At 61.2% G+C, this 17,796-nt stretch carries 20 protein-coding genes; 6 read left to right on the top strand and 14 right to left on the bottom strand.

Annotated elements, in window-relative coordinates; all coding sequences use genetic code 11:
• Nucleotides 1-39: 39 nt before the first annotated feature.
• Nucleotides 40-1,737 carry a long-chain-fatty-acid--CoA ligase FadD1 gene (gene fadD1 / locus ACW4TB_RS21805; RefSeq protein WP_012315669.1) on the bottom strand — a complete coding sequence of 566 codons (1,698 nt, stop codon included), beginning with the start codon at nucleotides 1,735-1,737 and terminating at the stop codon, nucleotides 40-42.
• A gap of 303 nt (nucleotides 1,738-2,040) precedes the next feature.
• A complete protein-coding gene (gene fadD2 / locus ACW4TB_RS21810) occupies nucleotides 2,041-3,729 on the bottom strand; it encodes a long-chain-fatty-acid--CoA ligase FadD2 (protein ID WP_279930778.1) in 1,689 nt (562 codons plus the stop codon).
• A gap of 208 nt (nucleotides 3,730-3,937) precedes the next feature.
• Here fadD2 and ACW4TB_RS21815 point away from each other — a divergent pair, with 208 nt between their 5' ends.
• Together ACW4TB_RS21815 and ACW4TB_RS21820 are read left to right on the top strand one after the other, a co-directional pair.
• A complete protein-coding gene (locus ACW4TB_RS21815) occupies nucleotides 3,938-4,882 on the top strand; it encodes an alpha/beta hydrolase (RefSeq protein WP_012315671.1) in 945 nt (314 codons plus the stop codon).
• Nucleotides 4,883-4,915: 33 nt separating this feature from the next.
• Nucleotides 4,916-5,386, top strand: a complete 471-nt coding sequence (locus ACW4TB_RS21820) for a MaoC family dehydratase (protein WP_012315672.1) — start codon at nucleotides 4,916-4,918, stop codon at nucleotides 5,384-5,386.
• A 41-nt stretch (nucleotides 5,387-5,427) separates the two neighbouring features.
• Here the strand turns inward: ACW4TB_RS21820 and ACW4TB_RS21825 are convergent, their stop codons facing one another.
• The 7 genes from ACW4TB_RS21825 to ACW4TB_RS21855 all read right to left on the bottom strand — a co-directional run bounded on the left by ACW4TB_RS21825 (nucleotide 5,428) and on the right by ACW4TB_RS21855 (nucleotide 10,433).
• Nucleotides 5,428-6,666 carry an RNA polymerase sigma factor gene (locus ACW4TB_RS21825; protein ID WP_012315673.1) on the bottom strand — a complete coding sequence of 413 codons (1,239 nt, stop codon included), beginning with the start codon at nucleotides 6,664-6,666 and terminating at the stop codon, nucleotides 5,428-5,430.
• On the bottom strand, nucleotides 6,666-7,151 hold the full coding sequence (locus ACW4TB_RS21830; protein WP_012315674.1) for an SRPBCC family protein: 486 nt from the start codon (nucleotides 7,149-7,151) through the stop codon (nucleotides 6,666-6,668). The genes ACW4TB_RS21825 and ACW4TB_RS21830 overlap by 1 nt, the downstream gene beginning before the upstream one ends.
• A gap of 21 nt (nucleotides 7,152-7,172) precedes the next feature.
• Nucleotides 7,173-7,517, bottom strand: a complete 345-nt coding sequence (locus ACW4TB_RS21835; protein ID WP_012315675.1) for a YciI family protein — start codon at nucleotides 7,515-7,517, stop codon at nucleotides 7,173-7,175.
• Between the two features lie 44 nt (nucleotides 7,518-7,561).
• The gene (locus ACW4TB_RS21840) at nucleotides 7,562-7,987 is read right to left on the bottom strand and encodes a YybH family protein (RefSeq protein WP_254466271.1); all 426 of its coding nucleotides are present in this window, start codon (nucleotides 7,985-7,987) and stop codon (nucleotides 7,562-7,564) included.
• Nucleotides 7,988-8,112: 125 nt separating this feature from the next.
• Entirely contained in the window at nucleotides 8,113-8,757 is a 645-nt protein-coding gene (locus ACW4TB_RS21845) for a LysE family translocator (RefSeq protein WP_254466272.1), read from the bottom strand.
• Between the two features lie 78 nt (nucleotides 8,758-8,835).
• The gene (locus tag ACW4TB_RS21850) at nucleotides 8,836-9,168 is read right to left on the bottom strand and encodes a type II toxin-antitoxin system HicB family antitoxin (protein ID WP_039603657.1); all 333 of its coding nucleotides are present in this window, start codon (nucleotides 9,166-9,168) and stop codon (nucleotides 8,836-8,838) included.
• A gap of 299 nt (nucleotides 9,169-9,467) precedes the next feature.
• Nucleotides 9,468-10,433: a threonine dehydratase gene (locus ACW4TB_RS21855; protein ID WP_279930786.1), complete on the bottom strand. Its 966-nt coding sequence runs from the start codon at nucleotides 10,431-10,433 to the stop codon at nucleotides 9,468-9,470.
• Between the two features lie 55 nt (nucleotides 10,434-10,488).
• Here ACW4TB_RS21855 and ACW4TB_RS21860 point away from each other — a divergent pair, with 55 nt between their 5' ends.
• Entirely contained in the window at nucleotides 10,489-11,871 is a 1,383-nt protein-coding gene (locus ACW4TB_RS21860) for an aminotransferase-like domain-containing protein (protein WP_455843076.1), read from the top strand.
• 66 nt (nucleotides 11,872-11,937) lie between these two features.
• Here the strand turns inward: ACW4TB_RS21860 and ACW4TB_RS21865 are convergent, their stop codons facing one another.
• On the bottom strand, nucleotides 11,938-12,195 hold the full coding sequence (locus ACW4TB_RS21865; RefSeq protein WP_008098787.1) for a DUF2790 domain-containing protein: 258 nt from the start codon (nucleotides 12,193-12,195) through the stop codon (nucleotides 11,938-11,940).
• 276 nt (nucleotides 12,196-12,471) lie between these two features.
• Here ACW4TB_RS21865 and ACW4TB_RS21870 point away from each other — a divergent pair, with 276 nt between their 5' ends.
• Nucleotides 12,472-12,921 carry a GNAT family N-acetyltransferase gene (locus ACW4TB_RS21870; RefSeq protein ID WP_279930788.1) on the top strand — a complete coding sequence of 150 codons (450 nt, stop codon included), beginning with the start codon at nucleotides 12,472-12,474 and terminating at the stop codon, nucleotides 12,919-12,921.
• Here the strand turns inward: ACW4TB_RS21870 and def are convergent.
• The 3 genes from def to ACW4TB_RS21885 form a co-directional block, all read right to left on the bottom strand.
• Entirely contained in the window at nucleotides 12,876-13,412 is a 537-nt protein-coding gene (def, locus tag ACW4TB_RS21875) for a peptide deformylase (protein ID WP_012315683.1), read from the bottom strand. The two genes, ACW4TB_RS21870 and def, sit on opposite strands and share 46 nt — an antisense overlap.
• Nucleotides 13,409-14,362 carry a YihY/virulence factor BrkB family protein gene (locus tag ACW4TB_RS21880; protein ID WP_279930791.1) on the bottom strand — a complete coding sequence of 318 codons (954 nt, stop codon included), beginning with the start codon at nucleotides 14,360-14,362 and terminating at the stop codon, nucleotides 13,409-13,411. Before ACW4TB_RS21880 ends, def begins: the two co-directional genes overlap by 4 nt.
• Nucleotides 14,363-14,516: 154 nt before the next feature.
• Nucleotides 14,517-14,696, bottom strand: a complete 180-nt coding sequence (locus ACW4TB_RS21885; protein WP_012315685.1) for a CsbD family protein — start codon at nucleotides 14,694-14,696, stop codon at nucleotides 14,517-14,519.
• Between the two features lie 245 nt (nucleotides 14,697-14,941).
• Here ACW4TB_RS21885 and ACW4TB_RS21890 point away from each other — a divergent pair, with 245 nt between their 5' ends.
• Nucleotides 14,942-16,411 (top strand): right-handed parallel beta-helix repeat-containing protein, encoded by a 1,470-nt coding sequence (locus ACW4TB_RS21890; RefSeq protein WP_279930793.1) that lies wholly within the window; start codon nucleotides 14,942-14,944, stop codon nucleotides 16,409-16,411.
• A 111-nt stretch (nucleotides 16,412-16,522) separates the two neighbouring features.
• Nucleotides 16,523-16,903, top strand: a complete 381-nt coding sequence (locus ACW4TB_RS21895; protein WP_012315687.1) for a hypothetical protein — start codon at nucleotides 16,523-16,525, stop codon at nucleotides 16,901-16,903.
• 2 nt (nucleotides 16,904-16,905) lie between these two features.
• Here ACW4TB_RS21895 and ACW4TB_RS21900 read toward each other — a convergent pair whose 3' ends face one another.
• Nucleotides 16,906-17,742 (bottom strand): CvfB family protein, encoded by an 837-nt coding sequence (locus tag ACW4TB_RS21900; protein WP_012315688.1) that lies wholly within the window; start codon nucleotides 17,740-17,742, stop codon nucleotides 16,906-16,908.
• Between the last annotated feature and the right edge of the window lie 54 nt (nucleotides 17,743-17,796).

Here is a 17,796-nt window from a genome sequence, read left to right on the forward strand (position 1 = left end):
TTCAGCATGCTGCAAATATAGCCAGGCAATGGTGAGCGATCAGGCGATCTTCTTCAAACCCTGCTTTTTCAGCTCTTCATCACGCAACTCGCGGCGCAGGATCTTGCCCACGTTGGTCGTTGGCAGCGCATCGCGGAACTCGATGTAACGCGGCACCTTGTAGCCGGTGACGTTGGCACGCATGTGCTCCATCACCTGCTCCTTGGTGACGGTCATGCCCGGCTTGACCACAATGAACACCTTGATCAGTTCGCCCGACTTTTCGTCCGGCACCCCGATCGCAGCGCACTGCAGCACACCCGGCAGGGCAGCCAGTACGTCCTCCAGCTCGTTGGGATACACATTGAAGCCCGAGACCAGGATCATGTCCTTCTTGCGGTCAACGATGCGCATGTAGCCATCCGGCTGGATCAGGGCAATGTCCCCGGTCTTCAGCCAGCCGTCACTGTCGAGGATCTCGGCGGTGGCATCTTCACGCTGCCAGTAGCCTTTCATCACCTGCGGCCCCTTGACGCACAGCTCGCCCACCTCGCCCAATGGCAGTTCGCTGCCACTGTCATCGATGACCTTGCACAGGGTCGAGGGCACCGGGATACCGATGGTGCCGACCTGATTGGCTTCGGACGGATTGACCGCCGCTACCGGGCTGGTCTCGGTCATGCCATAGCCTTCGCAGATGGCGCAACCGGTGACGGCTTTCCAGCGCTCGGCCACGCTCAGTTGCAGCGCCATGCCACCGGACAAGGTGATCTTCAATGCCGAGAAGTCCAGCGCACGGAACGCCTCGTTGTTGCACAGGGCAACGAACAGGGTGTTGAGGCCGACAAAGCCGCTGAATTTCCACTTGCCCAGCTCCTTGACCATTGCCGGCAAGTCACGCGGGTTGCTGATCAGCACGTTATGGTTGCCGATCAGCATCATCGCCATGCAATGGAAGGTAAAGGCATAGATATGGTACAGCGGCAGCGGCGTGATGAGGATCTCGCAACCTTCTTGCAGGTTCGAACCCATCAGCGCCCGGCACTGCAGCATGTTGGCCACCAGGTTGCGGTGCGTCAGCATTGCGCCCTTGGCCACACCTGTGGTGCCGCCGGTGTACTGCAGCACGGCCACATCATTGGCTTGCGGGTTGGCCTCGGCCACCGGCTGGCCCTTGCCCAGCGCCAGGGTATCGTTGAAGCGCACGGCCTTCGGCAGGTTGTAGGCCGGCACCATCTTCTTCACGTACTTGATCACGCTGTTGATCAGCAGGCGCTTGAGCGGTGGCAACAGGTCCGCCACTTCAGTGACGATGACGTGCCTGACCTGGGTCTTGGGTACAACCTTCTCGGCCAAGTGAGCCATGTTGGCCAGGCATACCAAGGCCTTGGCACCGGAGTCGTTGAACTGGTGTTCCATCTCACGCGCGGTGTACAGCGGGTTGGTGTTGACTACGATCAGCCCGGCGCGCATGGCGCCGAACACCGCTACCGGGTACTGCAGGACATTCGGCAGCTGGACGGCAATGCGATCACCCGGTTTGAGGTCGGTGTGCTGCTGCAGCCAGGCCGCAAAAGCGCCCGACAGGGCATACAACTCGCCGTAGGTGATGGTCTTGCCCAGGTTGCTAAAGGCCGGTTTGTCGGCAAAGCGCTGGCAGGATTGCTTGAGTACCGCCTGGATATTGGGAAATTCGTCAGGATTGATTTCCGCCGTAATCCCGGCTGGGTATTTATCCTTCCAAAAATGGTCGATCATGCAAGCCCACTCCTTCAGCAACAGCGAAGTTCGATTTACGCGTCGATGCGTTTATTATTGATATGAGATGGCGGTTCGTTGCAAACCGAATCATCTGAAAGCGGGCCGAGAGTAACAGCTTTGCCAAGGGTCGCCTAGAGGCCAAATCAGGCCTTATAGTCACAAAAATGACTCAATGAACAATACAAGTCATTTTTAGAGTATTTGACTTAGATCGCCAAGTTTCAAGCGGCAAGCTGCAAGCTAGAGCGGCGCACGCCCCCTCTTGCAGCTTGAAACTTGAAGCTTGAAGCTCGCCCTCCCTTACGCGATGTCGCGCAGTTCGCGACGCAGGATCTTGCCCACCGGTGTCATCGGCAACGACTCGCGCAGCACGATGTGCTTGGGCACTTTGTAACCTGTGAGGTTGGCCTTGCAGTAGGCCTTGAGTTCATCGACGCTGAGCCCGCCCTCACGGGCCACCACGAACAGTTTGACGGCCTCGCCCGAACGCTCGTCCGGCACGCCGATGGCGGCGCAGTTGGCCACCTTCGGGTGACCCATGATCACGTCTTCGATTTCGTTGGGGTACACGTTGAAGCCCGAGACGATGATCATGTCCTTCTTGCGGTCGACGATACGCGTGAAGCCGTCCGGGTCGATCACTGCAATGTCGCCGGTTTTCAGCCAGCCATCGGCATCCAGGGTCTGCGCCGTAGCCTCGGGTTGCTGCCAGTACCCCTTCATCACCTGCGGGCCCTTTATGCACAACTCGCCCCGCTCACCGAGCGGCAGTTCATTGCCCTCATCATCGATGACCTTGAACGCGGTGTCTGCAACCGGTATGCCCACGGTACCCAGGCGTGCCAGCTCGCCATAAGGGTTGGTGCTGGCCACTGGCGAAGTCTCTGTCAGGCCGTAGCCCTCGACAATGCGGCAGCCGGTCAGGCTCTCCCAACGTTCGGCGGTGGCCTTGACCAGTGCCGTACCGCCAGAGTTGGTCACCTTGAGCGCCGAGAAATCCAGCTGCCTGAAGCCCGGGTGATCCATCAGCGCCACGAACAGTGTGTTCAACCCCAGCAGTGCGGTGAACCGCCATTTGCCCAGTTCCTTGATGAAGCCAGGGATATCGCGCGGGTTGGTGATCAACACATTATGGTTGCCGGTGACCATCATGCACATGCAGTTCGCGGTAAAGGCATAGATGTGGTAGAGCGGCAGCGGCGCGATCATCACCTCCTGGCCTTCCTTGATCAGCTTCTGCCCGTCCGGGCCATGCTGCGAAAAGCACGCCAGCACCTGCAGCATGTTGGCCACCAGGTTGCCGTGGGTGAGCATGGCGCCCTTGGTCAGGCCCGTGGTGCCGCCGGTGTACTGCAGCACGGCGATGTCGTCGAGGCTCAGCGTTACCGGCTTGTGGCTCAGCGCCGCGCCCTCGCGCAGTGCCTGCTTGAACGAGATGGCCTGCGGCAGATGATAGGCCGGGACCATTTTCTTTACCTTGTCGACCACGGTGTTGATCAACCAGCCCTTGGCCATGGGCAACAGGTCGCCCATCTTCGCCTCGATCAGGTATTCGATGCCGGTATCGGGCAGCACCTCCTGGACCCGCTTGCCGAACATGTTCAGGTACACCAGGGCGCGGGCACCGGCATCTTTGAACTGGTGGCGCATTTCACGCTCGGTGTAAAGCGGGTTGGTGTTGACCACGATCAGCCCGGCGCGCAGGGCGCCGAACACCGCAATGGGATACTGCAGCACGTTGGGCATCTGTACGGCGATGCGGTCACCCGGCACCAGGTTGGTATGCTGCTGCAGCCAGGCAGCAAAGGCCGCCGAAAGGCGGTCGAGTTCGCCATAGGTCAGGGTCTTGCCCAGGTTGCTGAACGCCGGGCGGTCGGCGAAGCGCTTGCAGGAGCGCTCGAAAACCTCGACGACCGAGGTGTACGCATGGATATCGATGGTGGAAGGCACGCCCGCCGGGCGCTTGTCATTCCAGAAGTCGGCTTGCATTTATTATTGTTCCTCTGCCTGAACCCGCTCTTAGCCTGTAATCCCTTTGCCTGATGGCAAAAAGGCGTTCAACCGACGTTAGCAGGTAAGCCTGAGGTGGCATATATGCCAAGTGCCGCCATTAACATTGTGAATCTTATTTGTGCCCTTCCTGCAATCCGGCCACTTGCGCATACACTGTGCTCGTACCCAGCGCAAAGGATCCGCCATGCCTTACGACGCCTTCTGGCTGCCGGCCAGCGAGCATTGCAGCCTGTACGTGCACCAATGGCTGCCGGCCACGCCGGTCAAGGCCGTAGTGCTGCTGGCGCATGGCATGGCCGAACATGCCGGGCGCTACCAGCACCTGGGCCAAACGCTGAGCGCTGCCGGCTATGCGCTGCTGGCTCCGGACCTGCGCGGCCACGGCCGTACAGCTGAGCTGGGCGGCCTCGGCCTGTTCGCCCGGCAATATGGCTGGAATGCCGTGGTCAACGACCTGGCCCTGCTCACGCAGCACATCGGCCAGCAGTTCCCCTGCACACCGCTGTTCCTGTTCGGCCACAGCATGGGCAGCTATATCGCCCAGGCTTACCTGATGCATCACAGTGGCAGCGTGCACGGGGCGATCCTCAGTGGCTCCAATTTCCAGCCGCCGGCGCTGTATCGCATGGCGCGCCTGATCGCCCGGCTGGAGGCCTGGCGCCAAGGGCCCCTGGGCAAGAGTGCGCTGATCGAATGGCTGTCGTTCGGCTCGTTCAACAAATCGTTCAAACCCACCCGTACCGCCTTCGACTGGCTCAGCCGCAACCCTGAAGAGGTGGATAAATACGTCAGCGACCCGCTGTGCGGTTTTCGCTGCAGCAACCAGTTGTGGTTAGACTTGCTGCTCGGCCTGGCGCAGATCAGCCAGGCGAAGAACCTCGCGCAGATCGATCCGAACCTGCCGCTACTGGTGATTGGCGGTGAATGTGATCCGGTGAGTGCCGGCAAGCGTCTCACCCATCTGGCCGACGCCCTGCGCGCGACCGGCAATCGACATGTACAACTGCGCGTCTACCCCCAGGCGCGGCACGAAGTGCTCAATGAACTCAATCGGGACGAGGTCACCGCCGATATACTCGCGTGGCTGGAGCAGGCGCTGGCCCTTGGCCGCCCTGCCCGCAGTGAATGATAACGGCCTTGTCCGCCCATCAAGGAAGCGCCAATGACCCAGGTCACCAACACGCCTTACGAAGCTCTAGAAGTCGGCCAGAAGGCCAGTTACGAAAAGTCTGTGGAAGAACGCGACATCCAGCTGTTCGCCGCGATGTCCGGTGACCACAACCCGGTGCACCTGGATGCCGAATTCGCCGCCAAGAGCATGTTCCGTGAGCGCATTGCCCATGGCATGTTCAGCGGCGCGCTGATCAGCGCGGCAGTAGCCTGCACCCTGCCCGGCCCCGGCACCATCTACCTGGGCCAGAAGATGAGCTTCCAGAAGCCGGTGAAAATCGGCGACACCCTGACCGTGCGCCTGGAAATCCTCGAGAAGCTGCCCAAGTTCAAAGTGCGCATCGCCACCAACGTGTACAACCAGAACGATGAGCTGGTTGTAGAGGGCGAGGCAGAGATCCTGGCGCCGCGCAAGCAGCAGACGGTAGAGCTGGTATCGCCGCCCAATTTTGTCGCAAGCTGATGGGTTCAGGCAGTACCGGCGACAGGGCCGGTGCTGCCGGGTCATTCCAACGCCTGCAGCTTTCCCTCGATATGCCGCCGTTCCGGCGCCTGACGCGTCAACTCCAGCGCCTGGCGCCAGGCCGCACGGGCCTCTTCTATCTGACCCAACTGGTAATGCAGCTCCGCCCTTGCCGCATGCGCCAGGTGATAGTCGCGCAACTCGCCAGTCGCCAGAATTGTTTCAACCTGCGCCAACCCGACCTGCGGGCCATCCCGCTTGGCCAATGCCACCGCTCGGTTGAGTGCAACCACTGCGGATGGCCAATGCCGCTGCAGCACATCGTAAAGGCCGACAATCTGCGCCCAGTCCGTTTCACTGGCGCTCGCCGCCTCCGCATGCACCGCTGCAATCGCCGCCTGCACCGTATAGGCACCGAACGCGCGGCTGCGCAACGCCAGCTGCACCAATTCACAACCTTCGCTGATTTGCGCACCGTCCCACAGGCTGCGATCCTGCTGCTCGAGCAGCACCAGATTGCCTTGGGCATCGCTACGCGCGTGCTGGCGTGACGCCTGCAGCAACATCAGCGCCAGCAAACCGACCGCCTCCGGGTCCGGTAACAACTGCACCAGCAAGCGACCGAGGCGAATCGCTTCGTCACTCAACGCCTGCTGTACCAAAGCCTCACCAGAAGACGCCGAATAGCCCTCGTTGAACACCAGGTAAATCACCCGCAACACGCTTTCCAGGCGCTCAGGCAATTCGTGCAGCTCCGGCACCTGATAAGGAATGCGTGCGTCGCGGATCTTGGCCTTGGCGCGCACAATGCGTTGGGCAATGGCCGCCGGGCTCTGCAGGAAGGCACGGGCGATCTGCTCAGTGGTCAGGTCACAGACTTCGCGCAACGTCAAAGGCACCTGCGCATCGGCAGCCAGAGCCGGGTGGCAGCACGTGAAGATCAGCCGCAGGCGATCGTCGGCGAGCAACTCCTCATCACTGGGGTCTTGCCCCTGGCCCTCGATGAGCATGATCAGGTCAGCCTGCGAACGGTCGAAACGCGCACGGCGCCGCACCGCGTCAATGGCCTTGAAACGGCCGGTCGACACCAGCCATGCACGTGGATTTTGGGGGATACCGTCGCGCTGCCAGCGCTCGACGGCAATGAAGAAGGCATCATGCATGGCCTCCTCTGCCAGGTCGAAATCCCCCAGCAGGCGGATCAGCGTCGCCAGGATACGCCGCGAGTCCCGGCGGTAAACCCCCTCGATCTCGGCGCGTACCTGCACCAGCGTTGCCATCAGTCCGGCATCCGCTGGGTCACCACCTCCACCAGGCGGTCCAGGCTTTCTCCCCACCCCTGGTGAAAACCCATTTCTTCATGGGCCGTGCAGTCGGCAGCGCTCCAGTGCCAGGCGCGTGCGGTATAACGGGTCTTGCCGTGTTCCTCGTCAAAGGTCACCACTGCGGTCATGAAGGCCTTGGCAGACGGCACCCAGCCTGGCCCGAACGCATCGGTGAACACCAGCCGACGTGGCGCGGCGATCTCCAGGAACACACCCTGGGTGGGGTAGTCGGTACCGTCGGGGGCGCGCATCAAGGTGCGAAACAGGCCGCCGACCCAGAGCTGCATTTCACATTCCGGCGTGGTCATGCCATGCGGCCCCCACCACTGCATCAGCCAATGGGGTTCGGTCCAGGCACGGAACACCTTGGCGGGCGGGGCGTCGATCAGGCGGCTGATGGCCAACTCATGTTGCGCTTGCGCAGGTTGGGCAAGGCTCATTCTTGTTGTTCTCCGTTGCGGTCAGGGTTGCAGTTCGCGCACGGGCCTTACCTCAACGCTGCCGACCCGTGCGGCCGGGATGCCTTTGGCAATGTTCAATGCCTCGTTGAGATCGCGGGCATCGACCAGGTAAAAACCCGCAAGCTGCTCTTTGGTCTCGGCGAACGGGCCATCGGTCAGGCTCATGCGGCCACCGCGCATGCGTACCGTGGTGGCGGTCTGCACCGGTTTCAGCGCCTCGGCCGCGAGCATGCGCCCACAGCGCTGCAGCGACTCGGCGTAAGCCATGCATTCGGCGTCTTCGGGGCTGTCGGGCAGGCTGTGCAGCAGCCCCTCGTCACAATAGACCAGGCACAGGTATTTCATGGTGATCTCCACGGCATTGGCAAAGTGCGTTTGGCGATAGCTGATCAGGGTTTGAGATCAAACAGCGCTTTCTGGGTTTCCACGTCGAAAGGCGCAGACCAGTGTTCATGGATGACCCGCCACAGGCCAGCGGTCTTGCGATAGCCAACGGTGACACGCATGAAACCGCACTGGCTTTCGTCATCCGACGGACCGCAGCGGTTGAGCCAATGGGCCAGGCCCAGCTCGCCATCGGCGTACACCGTGAGTTCGGCCAACTCGAAAGTCATCGGGCCGGTGCAAAAGCCCATGCACATTTCCCAATGTGCCTGGTACACGGCCTTGCCCTTGAACTGCAGTTCCTTGATCGCATCGAAGGCGACGATGTCGTCGGCATAGGGGGCGGTGATACCTGGGATGTCACGATCACGCACCGCTTGCATCCAGCGTTCGATCAGTTCACGGATTTCGCTTTCGGCCTGAGTATTCATGAGGGGCTCTCCGAAGTGCTGGTGGCGCCGGTACTCGGCGCCTTCAACACTGGTCGAACGAGAGAGCGGGAAATCGACAACAGGGAGGAAAAAGACTGATAGGTGCGGCGGCACCCTGTAGCTGCCTACACGCCCGGGCTGGCCAGTATGAATTCGCGATAGCCCGAAACGATCACGTACACCGCGAAATAACAGAAAATCGCTGCCGAGAGCAGGTATGACCACGTCAGCAAACGGTCACCGAGCAAACGCCCACCATGGCTGGCGATGCCGCAAAGGCTCAGGCACCAGACCAGCCCTGCGGCGAAAAAGCCGCTGAGAAACAAACCGGCCTCCAGCAGGCTACCGCCACCGGAACGGGAAATCAGCACGCCACCGACGGCGGCGAACCATAGAATGGCGGTGGGCGACGACATGGCCAGGAAGATACCGCGCATGAATTCGCGCCAGGCCGATTCCGCCACCACCTCGCTGCGCGCTTCCATATGCCCGCCACGCCAGGCCGCCAGCAGCATCTTCAGCGCGAACCACACCAGCAGCGCCGAACCACCCAGCCACAAGGCCCAGCGCACGCTCTCGAACTGCAGCAACACGGTCATGCCGGCCAGCGCTGCAATTGCGTACACCAGGTCACCGACACACGTGCCCAGGCCGAGCCAGAAGCCTTGCAGGAAACCGCGCTGCATGGCCAGGGTGATCATGGCGATATTGGCCACACCGATATCAAGACACAGGGACAGGCTGAGGAGAAAACCGTTGGAGAAAGGCATTGAATACTCGATGGCGGGTAAATGAGCGCCGTAGAGCCTGCCATGAGTGATTGCGGGATTGGAAGAACAAGTGTTCGATCAGGCCAGCGCCGCCTGTTCAAACACCTCATCGGCCCACTGGTTCAGGCTTTTGCCTGCCGCACGGGCAGCAACGCTGGCAGCGGCATGGATTTCGGGCCGGATACGCAGCATGACCTTCCCCGATGCCGGCTTTTCGGGAGTGATGCCCTGTTCCGCGCAATCGGCCAGGTAGTCCTCCAACGCATGACGGAAGGCCTCATGCAGTTCCGGGACAGAACTTGCGTGGAAACTGATGATGTCGCGGATCCCCAGCACGCGGCCGACGAAAATATCATCACGCTCATCATATTCAATACGGGCGGCATAGCCCTTGTAGCGCATGCAACTCATCATTTCACTCCTGCCCGCAGCAAGAATTCGCGGGCCTCTTCAATCTGATACCGCCTGGCCTCCTTGCCTGGATGGGGACGATGGCACCTCCAGCACTGGCCGCCAAGCACCAGTTTGACCCGGGAGCCTTGCCGCTCCAGCACCTGCCCCCCCGAGGTGCAGCACCAGCGTTTCAATCTCGGAAAAGGCTAGTGACTACGTGGTTGGCGTCCTCAGGATAGCGTCGAGAATTTTTCGGTATCGAGTATTCATGGAAAAATGCTATCAAAATAAGATAGCACTTATTCCAAGATATTCATTCAGGATCTTTCATTACCCCCCAGAATCCGCGCATACCGCGCCCGGTCCACGTTCGCTCCGCTCAACACCACAGCCACGCGCTTGCCGGCCTGCTGTTCGCGCTCTTGCATCAACGCCGCCAGCGCTGCGGCGCCTGCACCTTCGGCAGTGTTGTGCGTGGCCTCGTGGTAAACCCGCATGGCTTCGGCGACTTCACTGTCGGTGACCCGCACGATCCGCGCAGCGTGCTCGCGCACCAGGGCAAAGGCTTGCGGATGGGGTACCCGGCAAGCCATGCCATCGGCGAAGGTTTCGGCAGTGGCAGTGGTGACGATATGGCCCTGCTCGAAGCTCTGGGCATAGGCATCGGCGGCGCTGGACACCACACCGACGATCTGGGTTCTCAAACCCAGCAGGTTACGCGCCTGGATCAGCCCGCAAATACCTGAACCCATGCCGATCGGCACGTAAACGCAGTCAAGGTCACGCACAGCCTCGAACAGCTCCAGGGCATAAGTGGCCACGCCCCGTACCAACTCCGGGTGGAACGAAGGCACCATGGCATACCCCAACACCTCAGCCAGCCGCGCGGCTTCCTCACGGGCCACATCGAAATCCACACCGTACTCGACCAACTCGGCACCCAGTGCGCGCATGGCGGCGTTCTTCTCTGTGGAGTTGCCCTCAGGGACTACGATGACCAACGCAATGCCTGCCTGCCGTGCCGCCAGGGCCATGCTTTGCCCGTGGTTGCCACGGGTTGCGGTGACCAGCCCGCGGGGTGGATCGCCGCCCGCCAGCAGCGAGCGCACATAGACCAGACCGCCCCGGACCTTGAAGGCCCCGGTGGGTGCGTGATTTTCGTGCTTCACCCACACCTCGCAACCCAGCCGCTCAGCCAGCAACGGCCAGGCGTGCTGGGGCGTGGCAGGTACATGTTGGTGAACGAAATCGGCGGCTTCGCGCAGGGCGGCAAGGTCGAACATGGCGATCATCCCTTTTCGGTAGGTGGTTGATCCGATCCTAAGCGCGGGGCATTGTATGGGTACAACCTTATATTGCATGGGTAGCAATTTCGTGTGGATCCCGCAGCTCGTCGACGATGATCAACCCCGGTATCTGGCACTGGTCGACGCTATAGGCAACGCCATCGAGAGCGGCGTACTCAAGGTCGGTGACCGCCTGCCGCCGCAACGGCGCCTGGCCTGGAAACTGGGCCTGAACCCCAGCACCACCCAACAGGCCTACCGTGAAGCCGCCGCTCGCCACCTGGTGGCGGGCGAAGTGGGCCGCGGTACCTATGTGCTGGCGGGAAGCAAGGAAGCGACCTTGTTTCGCCTCAAACACTGCGAAGGGCAAAAACCGCTGATCGACCTGTCGACCAATGTACCGGTTGCCGATCCGCACAATCATGACCTGCATAACAGCTTGCGCAGGCTGCTGGAAGGTCACGACCACGGCTTGCTCGACCATTACCTGGGCCCCGAACAGTTGCTGCTGGGGCGCATCCGCGGCGCCCACTGGCTGGGCAATCGCGGCCTGGCCCTGTCGGCCGACCAGCTGTTGCTGTGCGGCGGAGCCCAGCAGGCGCTGGCACTGGTGCTGCAGTCATTCTGCCAGGCGGGTGAGCCCGTCATGCTTGAAGCCCTGACCGCTCCGGGTATCAAGGCCGCCTGCCGGCAACTGCGTCTGCCCGTGCATGGCGTCGCACTGGACAACCAAGGCCTGCGGCCCGATGACCTGGACCGGGTAGCGCGCGCCAGCGGTGCCCGCGTGCTGGTGACCACGCCCACCCTGCACAACCCCACGGGCGCCTGCATGGATGATGCTCGCCGCGAGGCAATCGCTGGGGTAGTCAAACGCCTGGGGCTGTTGGTGATCGAGGATGATGTGTATGGCGCACTCAGCGACCGGCCGCCGCTCTACCCGCTATTGGGCGATCAAGGGATCTACATCAGCAGCCTGTCCAAGACCGTGGCTGCAGGCTTGAGGTTGGGGTGGATCGTGGCCAGCCCGAAGTTGCTGTCACAGGTCGACCCGCATGCCCAGGCAAGCCACTGGCCGGTGTCGCCATTGGGCTTGCATGTCGCTTGCCAATGGATCGATGACGGTACCGCCGCCCGGCGGCTGGCTTGGCAGAAAGCAGAACTTGCCGAGCGCTGGCGCCTGGCACGCAGGCTGCTGGGTGATGGGCTACACAACGCAGGTCAGCCTTCACCCCACGCGTGGCTGGGCACGCCGCAGGGGGCTGAGGCGGTGGTAAAGCAGTGTCGTGAGCAAGGTGTGGAAGTCGTCCCGGCGAGTGTCTTCGCCATTGGCGCAAGCGAGGTGCAAGCCGTACGCATCAGCCTGTCGGCGGCAGGCAGCCGGGCTGAACTGAAACGAGGGCTGGAGGTAGTACGGCAGGTCCTGTCCGGTCAATGAACAGAGGGTGAGGTAAGCAGCCTCTTCGCTACTGCCCGGTGCGAAAAGGCCGCTAACGCAGAACCATCAACCCTGCTGGCAACCTTCGCCCATGGCGCGGTACTGAATGGTGTGCACCTGGCCCTGATGGTCTTCATAGGTCATGGTCGCAGGCACCACTTCACAGACATTGGGGATGGTCGACAGGTTGATCACCCGTTTGATGTCAAGGTTCATGGAATAGTCGTACTGCTGGGCCACAGGCTCGGTGGAGACGGGTTTGGCCTCATCGGCAAGGGCGAACGAGGACATACCGACCAATGCAAGAATCAGTAATGGTTTCATGGATGTTTGGCCTTTAAATCAATCAAGCTGATCGATTGACTTCATATGCCGTCAATGGCGCGGAGAAGTTGTCATCAACTGCAAAGATGACACGAAGTACCGATCCCGCTTTGTCGTACTGCCAGGGGGGATACGTGAAATTCTACTCCCGGTCTGGAATAGTTGAACCCCGAACTCGGACATTCACCCTTGCAGCTTTTGCAACAATCTGCGACAAAGCGAAACGGGTTGATGGCCCGAAATCATTGGGCTAGAGCTGTTTGCCACCGGAATACCATGCCTCCACTCCTCTGCACCCCATTAACCGACCTTGAACGGCGGCTGCTAGACCACTTCTATCGCCAGCAGGGATCGCGCATGCGTGCGGCCGGCGACGGTGAGTTGTGGGTGGCGCGCAGCGGCGTAATCGTTGCTGGTTTGAGCTTGAGCGCTGTTGCCGGTGGCCGGTGGCTCACCGGCCTGCTGGTAGCCCCAGAGTGGCGAAACCAGGGTGTGGCCGCGCGCCTGGTCAACGCAGCACTGGGCGAAGGTCGTGGCCCAACGTGGCTGTTCTGCCACCCGGACCTCGAAGCCTTTTACCAACGTCTGGGGTTCTCCCCGGCGAACATGTTGCCTGAAACGCTGGGGTCACGCCTGGCACGCTACCAACGCAGCAAACGGCTGATGGCGATGGTGCATGGTCAGTCGTCGCTGGCGTCCAGCCCAGGGAACAGTACCTCGGTGTAACCGAACTTGGCGAAATCCTGAATCCGCGAAGGATACAGCCGCCCGATCAGGTGGTCGCATTCATGCTGTACCACGCGCGCATGAAACCCGTCGGCAACCCGGTTGACCGGGTTGCCCTGCGGGTCGATGCCCTCATAGCTGATGTGCTTGTAGCGAGGCACCACCCCGCGCAGGCCAGGCACAGACAAGCAGCCTTCCCACCCCTCCTCGATCTCGGTGGACAGCGGAGTGATCACCGGGTTGAGGAGAATGGTCTGTGGCACCGCCTCGGCATCCGGGTAACGCTCGCTGCGCTCAAAACCGAAAATGACCAGTTGCAGGTCGATGCCGACCTGAGGTGCGGCCAGCCCCACGCCGCCGACATGGCGCATGGTCTCGAACATGTCGTCGATCAACTGCTGCAGTTCGGCGCTGCCGATCAGGTGTTCTGGCACGGGTGCAGCGACGCGCAGCAAACGCTCGTCGCCCATCTTCAGAATGTCACGGATCATCGCGGGTTCGGCTCGGTAGGCTGGGGCTCGACCGGATGTTCATGGCCGAGCACGGTCAGGGTTTCCTTGGGTTTATCGCCCTCGAAATCCTTTTCGCCAGGGTCTTTGCCCTCAGCGGACATATGTTCGATCACAGCGTTCATCTCCGCGCCCAGCAACAATACGGCAGCAGAAATGTAGAAATACAACAACAACACGATGATCGCACCGATACTGCCATACATGGCGTTGTAGTCGGCGAAAGTCTTCACATAGTAAGCGAAGGCCAGCGAAGCGATGATCCAGACCACCACCGCCAGCACTGAACCTGGGGTGATGAAGCGAAACTTCTGTTTCACGTCGGGCATCACGTAGTAGATCACCGCCACCGCCACCATCATCAGGATGATGATCGCCGGCCAACGCAAGATCGTCCACACCGTGACGATCACTTCCTGCATGCCGATCTGCGCGGCGATCCACTCCATCACCTGAGGCCCCAGCACCATCAACGCTGCCGCCGCCAGCAGCATACCGGCAATGCCGACGGTATAGAAAATCGACAACGGGATGCGCTTCCACACCGGGCGCCCTTCGGGCACGTCATAGGCGGCATTCATGGCACTCATCATCAGCCGTACGCCTGCAGAGGCGGTCCACAGCGCGATGACGATACCCACCGACAGCAGGCCACCTTTGGACTGCTGCAACTGATCGATGACGGGGTTGACCTGTTCCAGCGCTTGGGGCGGCAATACCAGTTCCGATTGCATGCGCAGCCACGAGAAGAAATCCGGCAAGTGCAGAAAACCGATCAGTGCGATCAGGAACAGCAGGAACGGGAACAACGAAAACAGCATCTGGTAAGCAAGCGCAGAGGCGTAGGTGGACATCTCGTCGTCAAGGAATTCCTTGACGGTGCGCACCAGAATGCGGTGAAGGGGCAAGCCACCCAGGTCGGGAAAAATCATAGCGTCTCCTTTCGCCGCTTGATCAGTACATCAGGGAAGTCTAATAGACCACGCGACTGGTGTGCTGCTCCCTGCTGGACTTGAAGAAAATTCGCAGTCTTGATCAACAGCCCCATCACCGTCTGCTGGCGACGGGGCTGCAGTCATAACGTGATCAAGGCTTTTTCACAGCATCCTTGACGTCGCCCTTGATTTGCTGCCCTTCGCCCTTGATTTCCTGGGCCTTGCCTTCTGCGCGCAGCTTGTCATTGTCGGTGACTTTGCCAACACCTTGCTTGATGTTGCCCACTGCTTCGTTGGCCATACCTTTGACTTTGTCTTTAGTGCCGCTCATGGCAAATCTCCTGCAAATGGAGACACGTGATCCGTGTCGACAAAAGGTGGACCCAGCGGCCAGTTCAGGAGTTTCAAACATTTTTGCAATCTCAAGCCGAGCGGTAAATATGCGGGCGAATACCGCACTGAATCAGCAACCTACGTCTGCGCAACGCCGCCCTGCTGCCCTAGAATCGCGGGCAAACGGCAGCCCTATAGAGGCTGCATGCTTATAAAAACAACAGCTTACGGAACCCTGCACCCATGCGTTTGATGCCCCTGCTGGCAGCCTTGCTACCGCTGCTGCCCCTGTCCGCGCTTGCTGGCGCACCGGCCACCGAAACCCTGCGGGTCGACCGCTATACCGACGACGGCCAGCCAGGGACCCTGCGCTGGGCGATCGAAACCAGCAACCAGAACCCCGGCCACTACCGCATCGAAATCGACGCGGTCGGCAAAGCCCCGTTTGTCATCCGGCCGACCCGCGCCCTGCCTGAAATCAAAGGCCCGGTACAGATCACCGGCCTGCCTTGGGCGCGCGACGGCCAATACGTCGCCATTGACGGCGCCGGCTACATAAATGACCAGGGAGTACGCACCTGCCCCGGCGCCCTGCCCGGCCAGTTCGGCACCAACGTGCGCACCACGACCAACCCCGGGCTGGTGCTGCGCGACACCCAGGGCGTACACCTCAGTGGCCTGGAAGTGCGCAACTTCTGCATCGGCATCCTGGTCAACCGCGCCAGCAACAACGTTATCGAAGACAACCGCATCGTCGCCAACAAGGGCGGTGCCGGTATCATGCTGACCGGCGATGACGGTGCCGGTAACCCCACGGCCACCACCACGATCAACAACAAGGTGCTGCGCAACCAGCTGATCGACAATGGCGATGGCCTGGAGCTGACTCGCGGCGCGGCGTTCAACCTGGTGGCCGACAACCTGTTCCGTTCGACTGCAGCCAACCCGGAGCCGTCCCAGGGCATCGAGATTCTGCTGGGCAACGACAACAGCGTGGTACGCAACCGCTTCGAGAACTACTCCGACGGCCTGCAGATCAACTGGGGCAAGCGCAACTACCTAGGCGCCAATACCTTCAGCGGCAACTCGATCGGCGTCAGCGTCACCGGCCAAGGCAATATCCTCGACGGCAACCTGATCCACGGCAACCGCATCGGCGTAGCGCTGCGCCCGGAGCCGGAGGTCACCACCACGCGCCTGACCGGTAACCGGATCTGGGGCAACAGCCTGGATATCCGCCGCTGCGAAGCTGGCGGCTCTTGCGTACCGGATCAGCGCACGGGCGCCATCGTTTTTGGCGTGCCAGCCCAGGCCCATGCACTGTACGTAGGTTCACGCGGGGTCGGTGCAGACCTGCCGAAAAAGGACCAGGCAGTGATCTGCGATGCCAAGGGCCAGCCCAAACCCTGCCAGCCGCTGCCCAACCACAACCAGCAGGCACCACGGCTGTTGGCCCTGAACGACAATGTGCTGCGCGGCGAAGTGCAGGGGCCGGCATCGAGCCTGCTGCGGGTCGAGGTGTTTGGCAATGCCCAGGCACAAGGCACTGAGGCTGAGCAGTACCTGGGGGAAGTACTGGTGAACAGCGATGCCAAGGGGCAGGCGCAGTTTGCCCAGGTGCTGGAGAATGCAGATGGGGTGCGCAGCTTTACCGCCACTGTGACTACGGCCGACGGCGCGACCTCCGAGTTGAGCCAGCCGCTTCGCCGCTAGGGTAGCTGGCCTCATCGCCGGCACGCCGACGATGAGGCCATCAAACCTTGCTCCGCTACCCGCCACCCCTCACAATGCAGCCCTTTATAGCGTCACACCGCAGGAACCTGCATGAAACTCGACAAACCCGCCGCCATCGCCCGGCGCAACGAAGCATTGGCCAAGCCGGTGCTCACCAGTGCCAACACGCTGTTCGCCATCCTCGACCCCAAACGCAACCTGTGGTGGTTCGAAGTACCGGTGGCGCTGCTGCGCAAGGGCCAGCCCGACTGGGTCAACCTGCTGCTGCACACCCCTGAAAGCGACGAACTGCAGCACCTGAAGGTCCCGACCAACTTCCTCAAGGCGCATCAGGAGCAGATGGAGGTGCGCAATGCTGGCAAGCGCCGGTCGACCATCAGCCTGGCGCTGAGCGCCGACCGTGACTCGCTGCTGCGCGACACCCGCCCGGGCGGCGAGCAGCTCGACTTCAGCACATTCGTGCAGGCCTGACCTCAGGCCCGCTCGATGCGATCGTCATGGATGACGATCCGGCCCTGTTTGAACAACGCACCGATGGCCTTCTTGAAGTTGCCCTTGCTGACGTTGAACATGCGGCTGATCACCTCTGGGTCGCTCTTGTCGCACACCGGCAACACGCCCCCTTCGGCCTCCAGGCGCTGCATGATCTGCTCATGCAAGCCGTCCGCAAGCGCCTGGCCAACCGGTTGCAGGCTCAACGCGATCTTGCCGTCATGGCGCACTTCCTTGATGAAACCCTTCTCGTGCATACCCGAACGCATGAACTTGAAGATTTCATTCTTGTGGATCAGGCCCCAATGACGGTTGTTGATGATGGCCTTGAAGCCCATCGGCGTCTCGCCCGCCACCAGCAGTTCGACCGGCTGACCAACCTGGTAATCGGCCGGGGTGCGGTCCAGATAGCGGTCCAGGCGTGAAGTGGCGGTGATGCGCCGGGTGCGCTTGTCGAGGTAGACATGCACCACGCAGTAGTCGCCGATCTTCAGCGGCCGCGCCTCTTCCGAGTACGGCATCAGCAGGTCCTTGGACAGACCCCAGTCGAGGAAGATGCCCGCACCGTTGATGTCCTTGACCTTGAGGCTGGCGAATTCGCCAACCTGCACCTTGGGCTTCTCGGTGGTGGCGATCAGCTGGTCTTCGCTGTCCAGGTAGAGGAACACGTTGAGCCAGTCATCGACCTCGGTTTCGGCGTTCTTCGGGATGTAGCGCCCGGGCAGCAGGATCTCGCCGTCAGGGCCGCCGTCCAGGTAGAGGCCGAAGTCCACGTGTTTCACGATTTGCAAACTGTTGTAACGCCCAAGCAGAGCCATTTCCGATGTTCCTCAAGACAAGACGGCTATTCTACACCTGAAGCCAGCGCGCCG

Source organism: Lelliottia jeotgali (assembly GCF_977070485.1).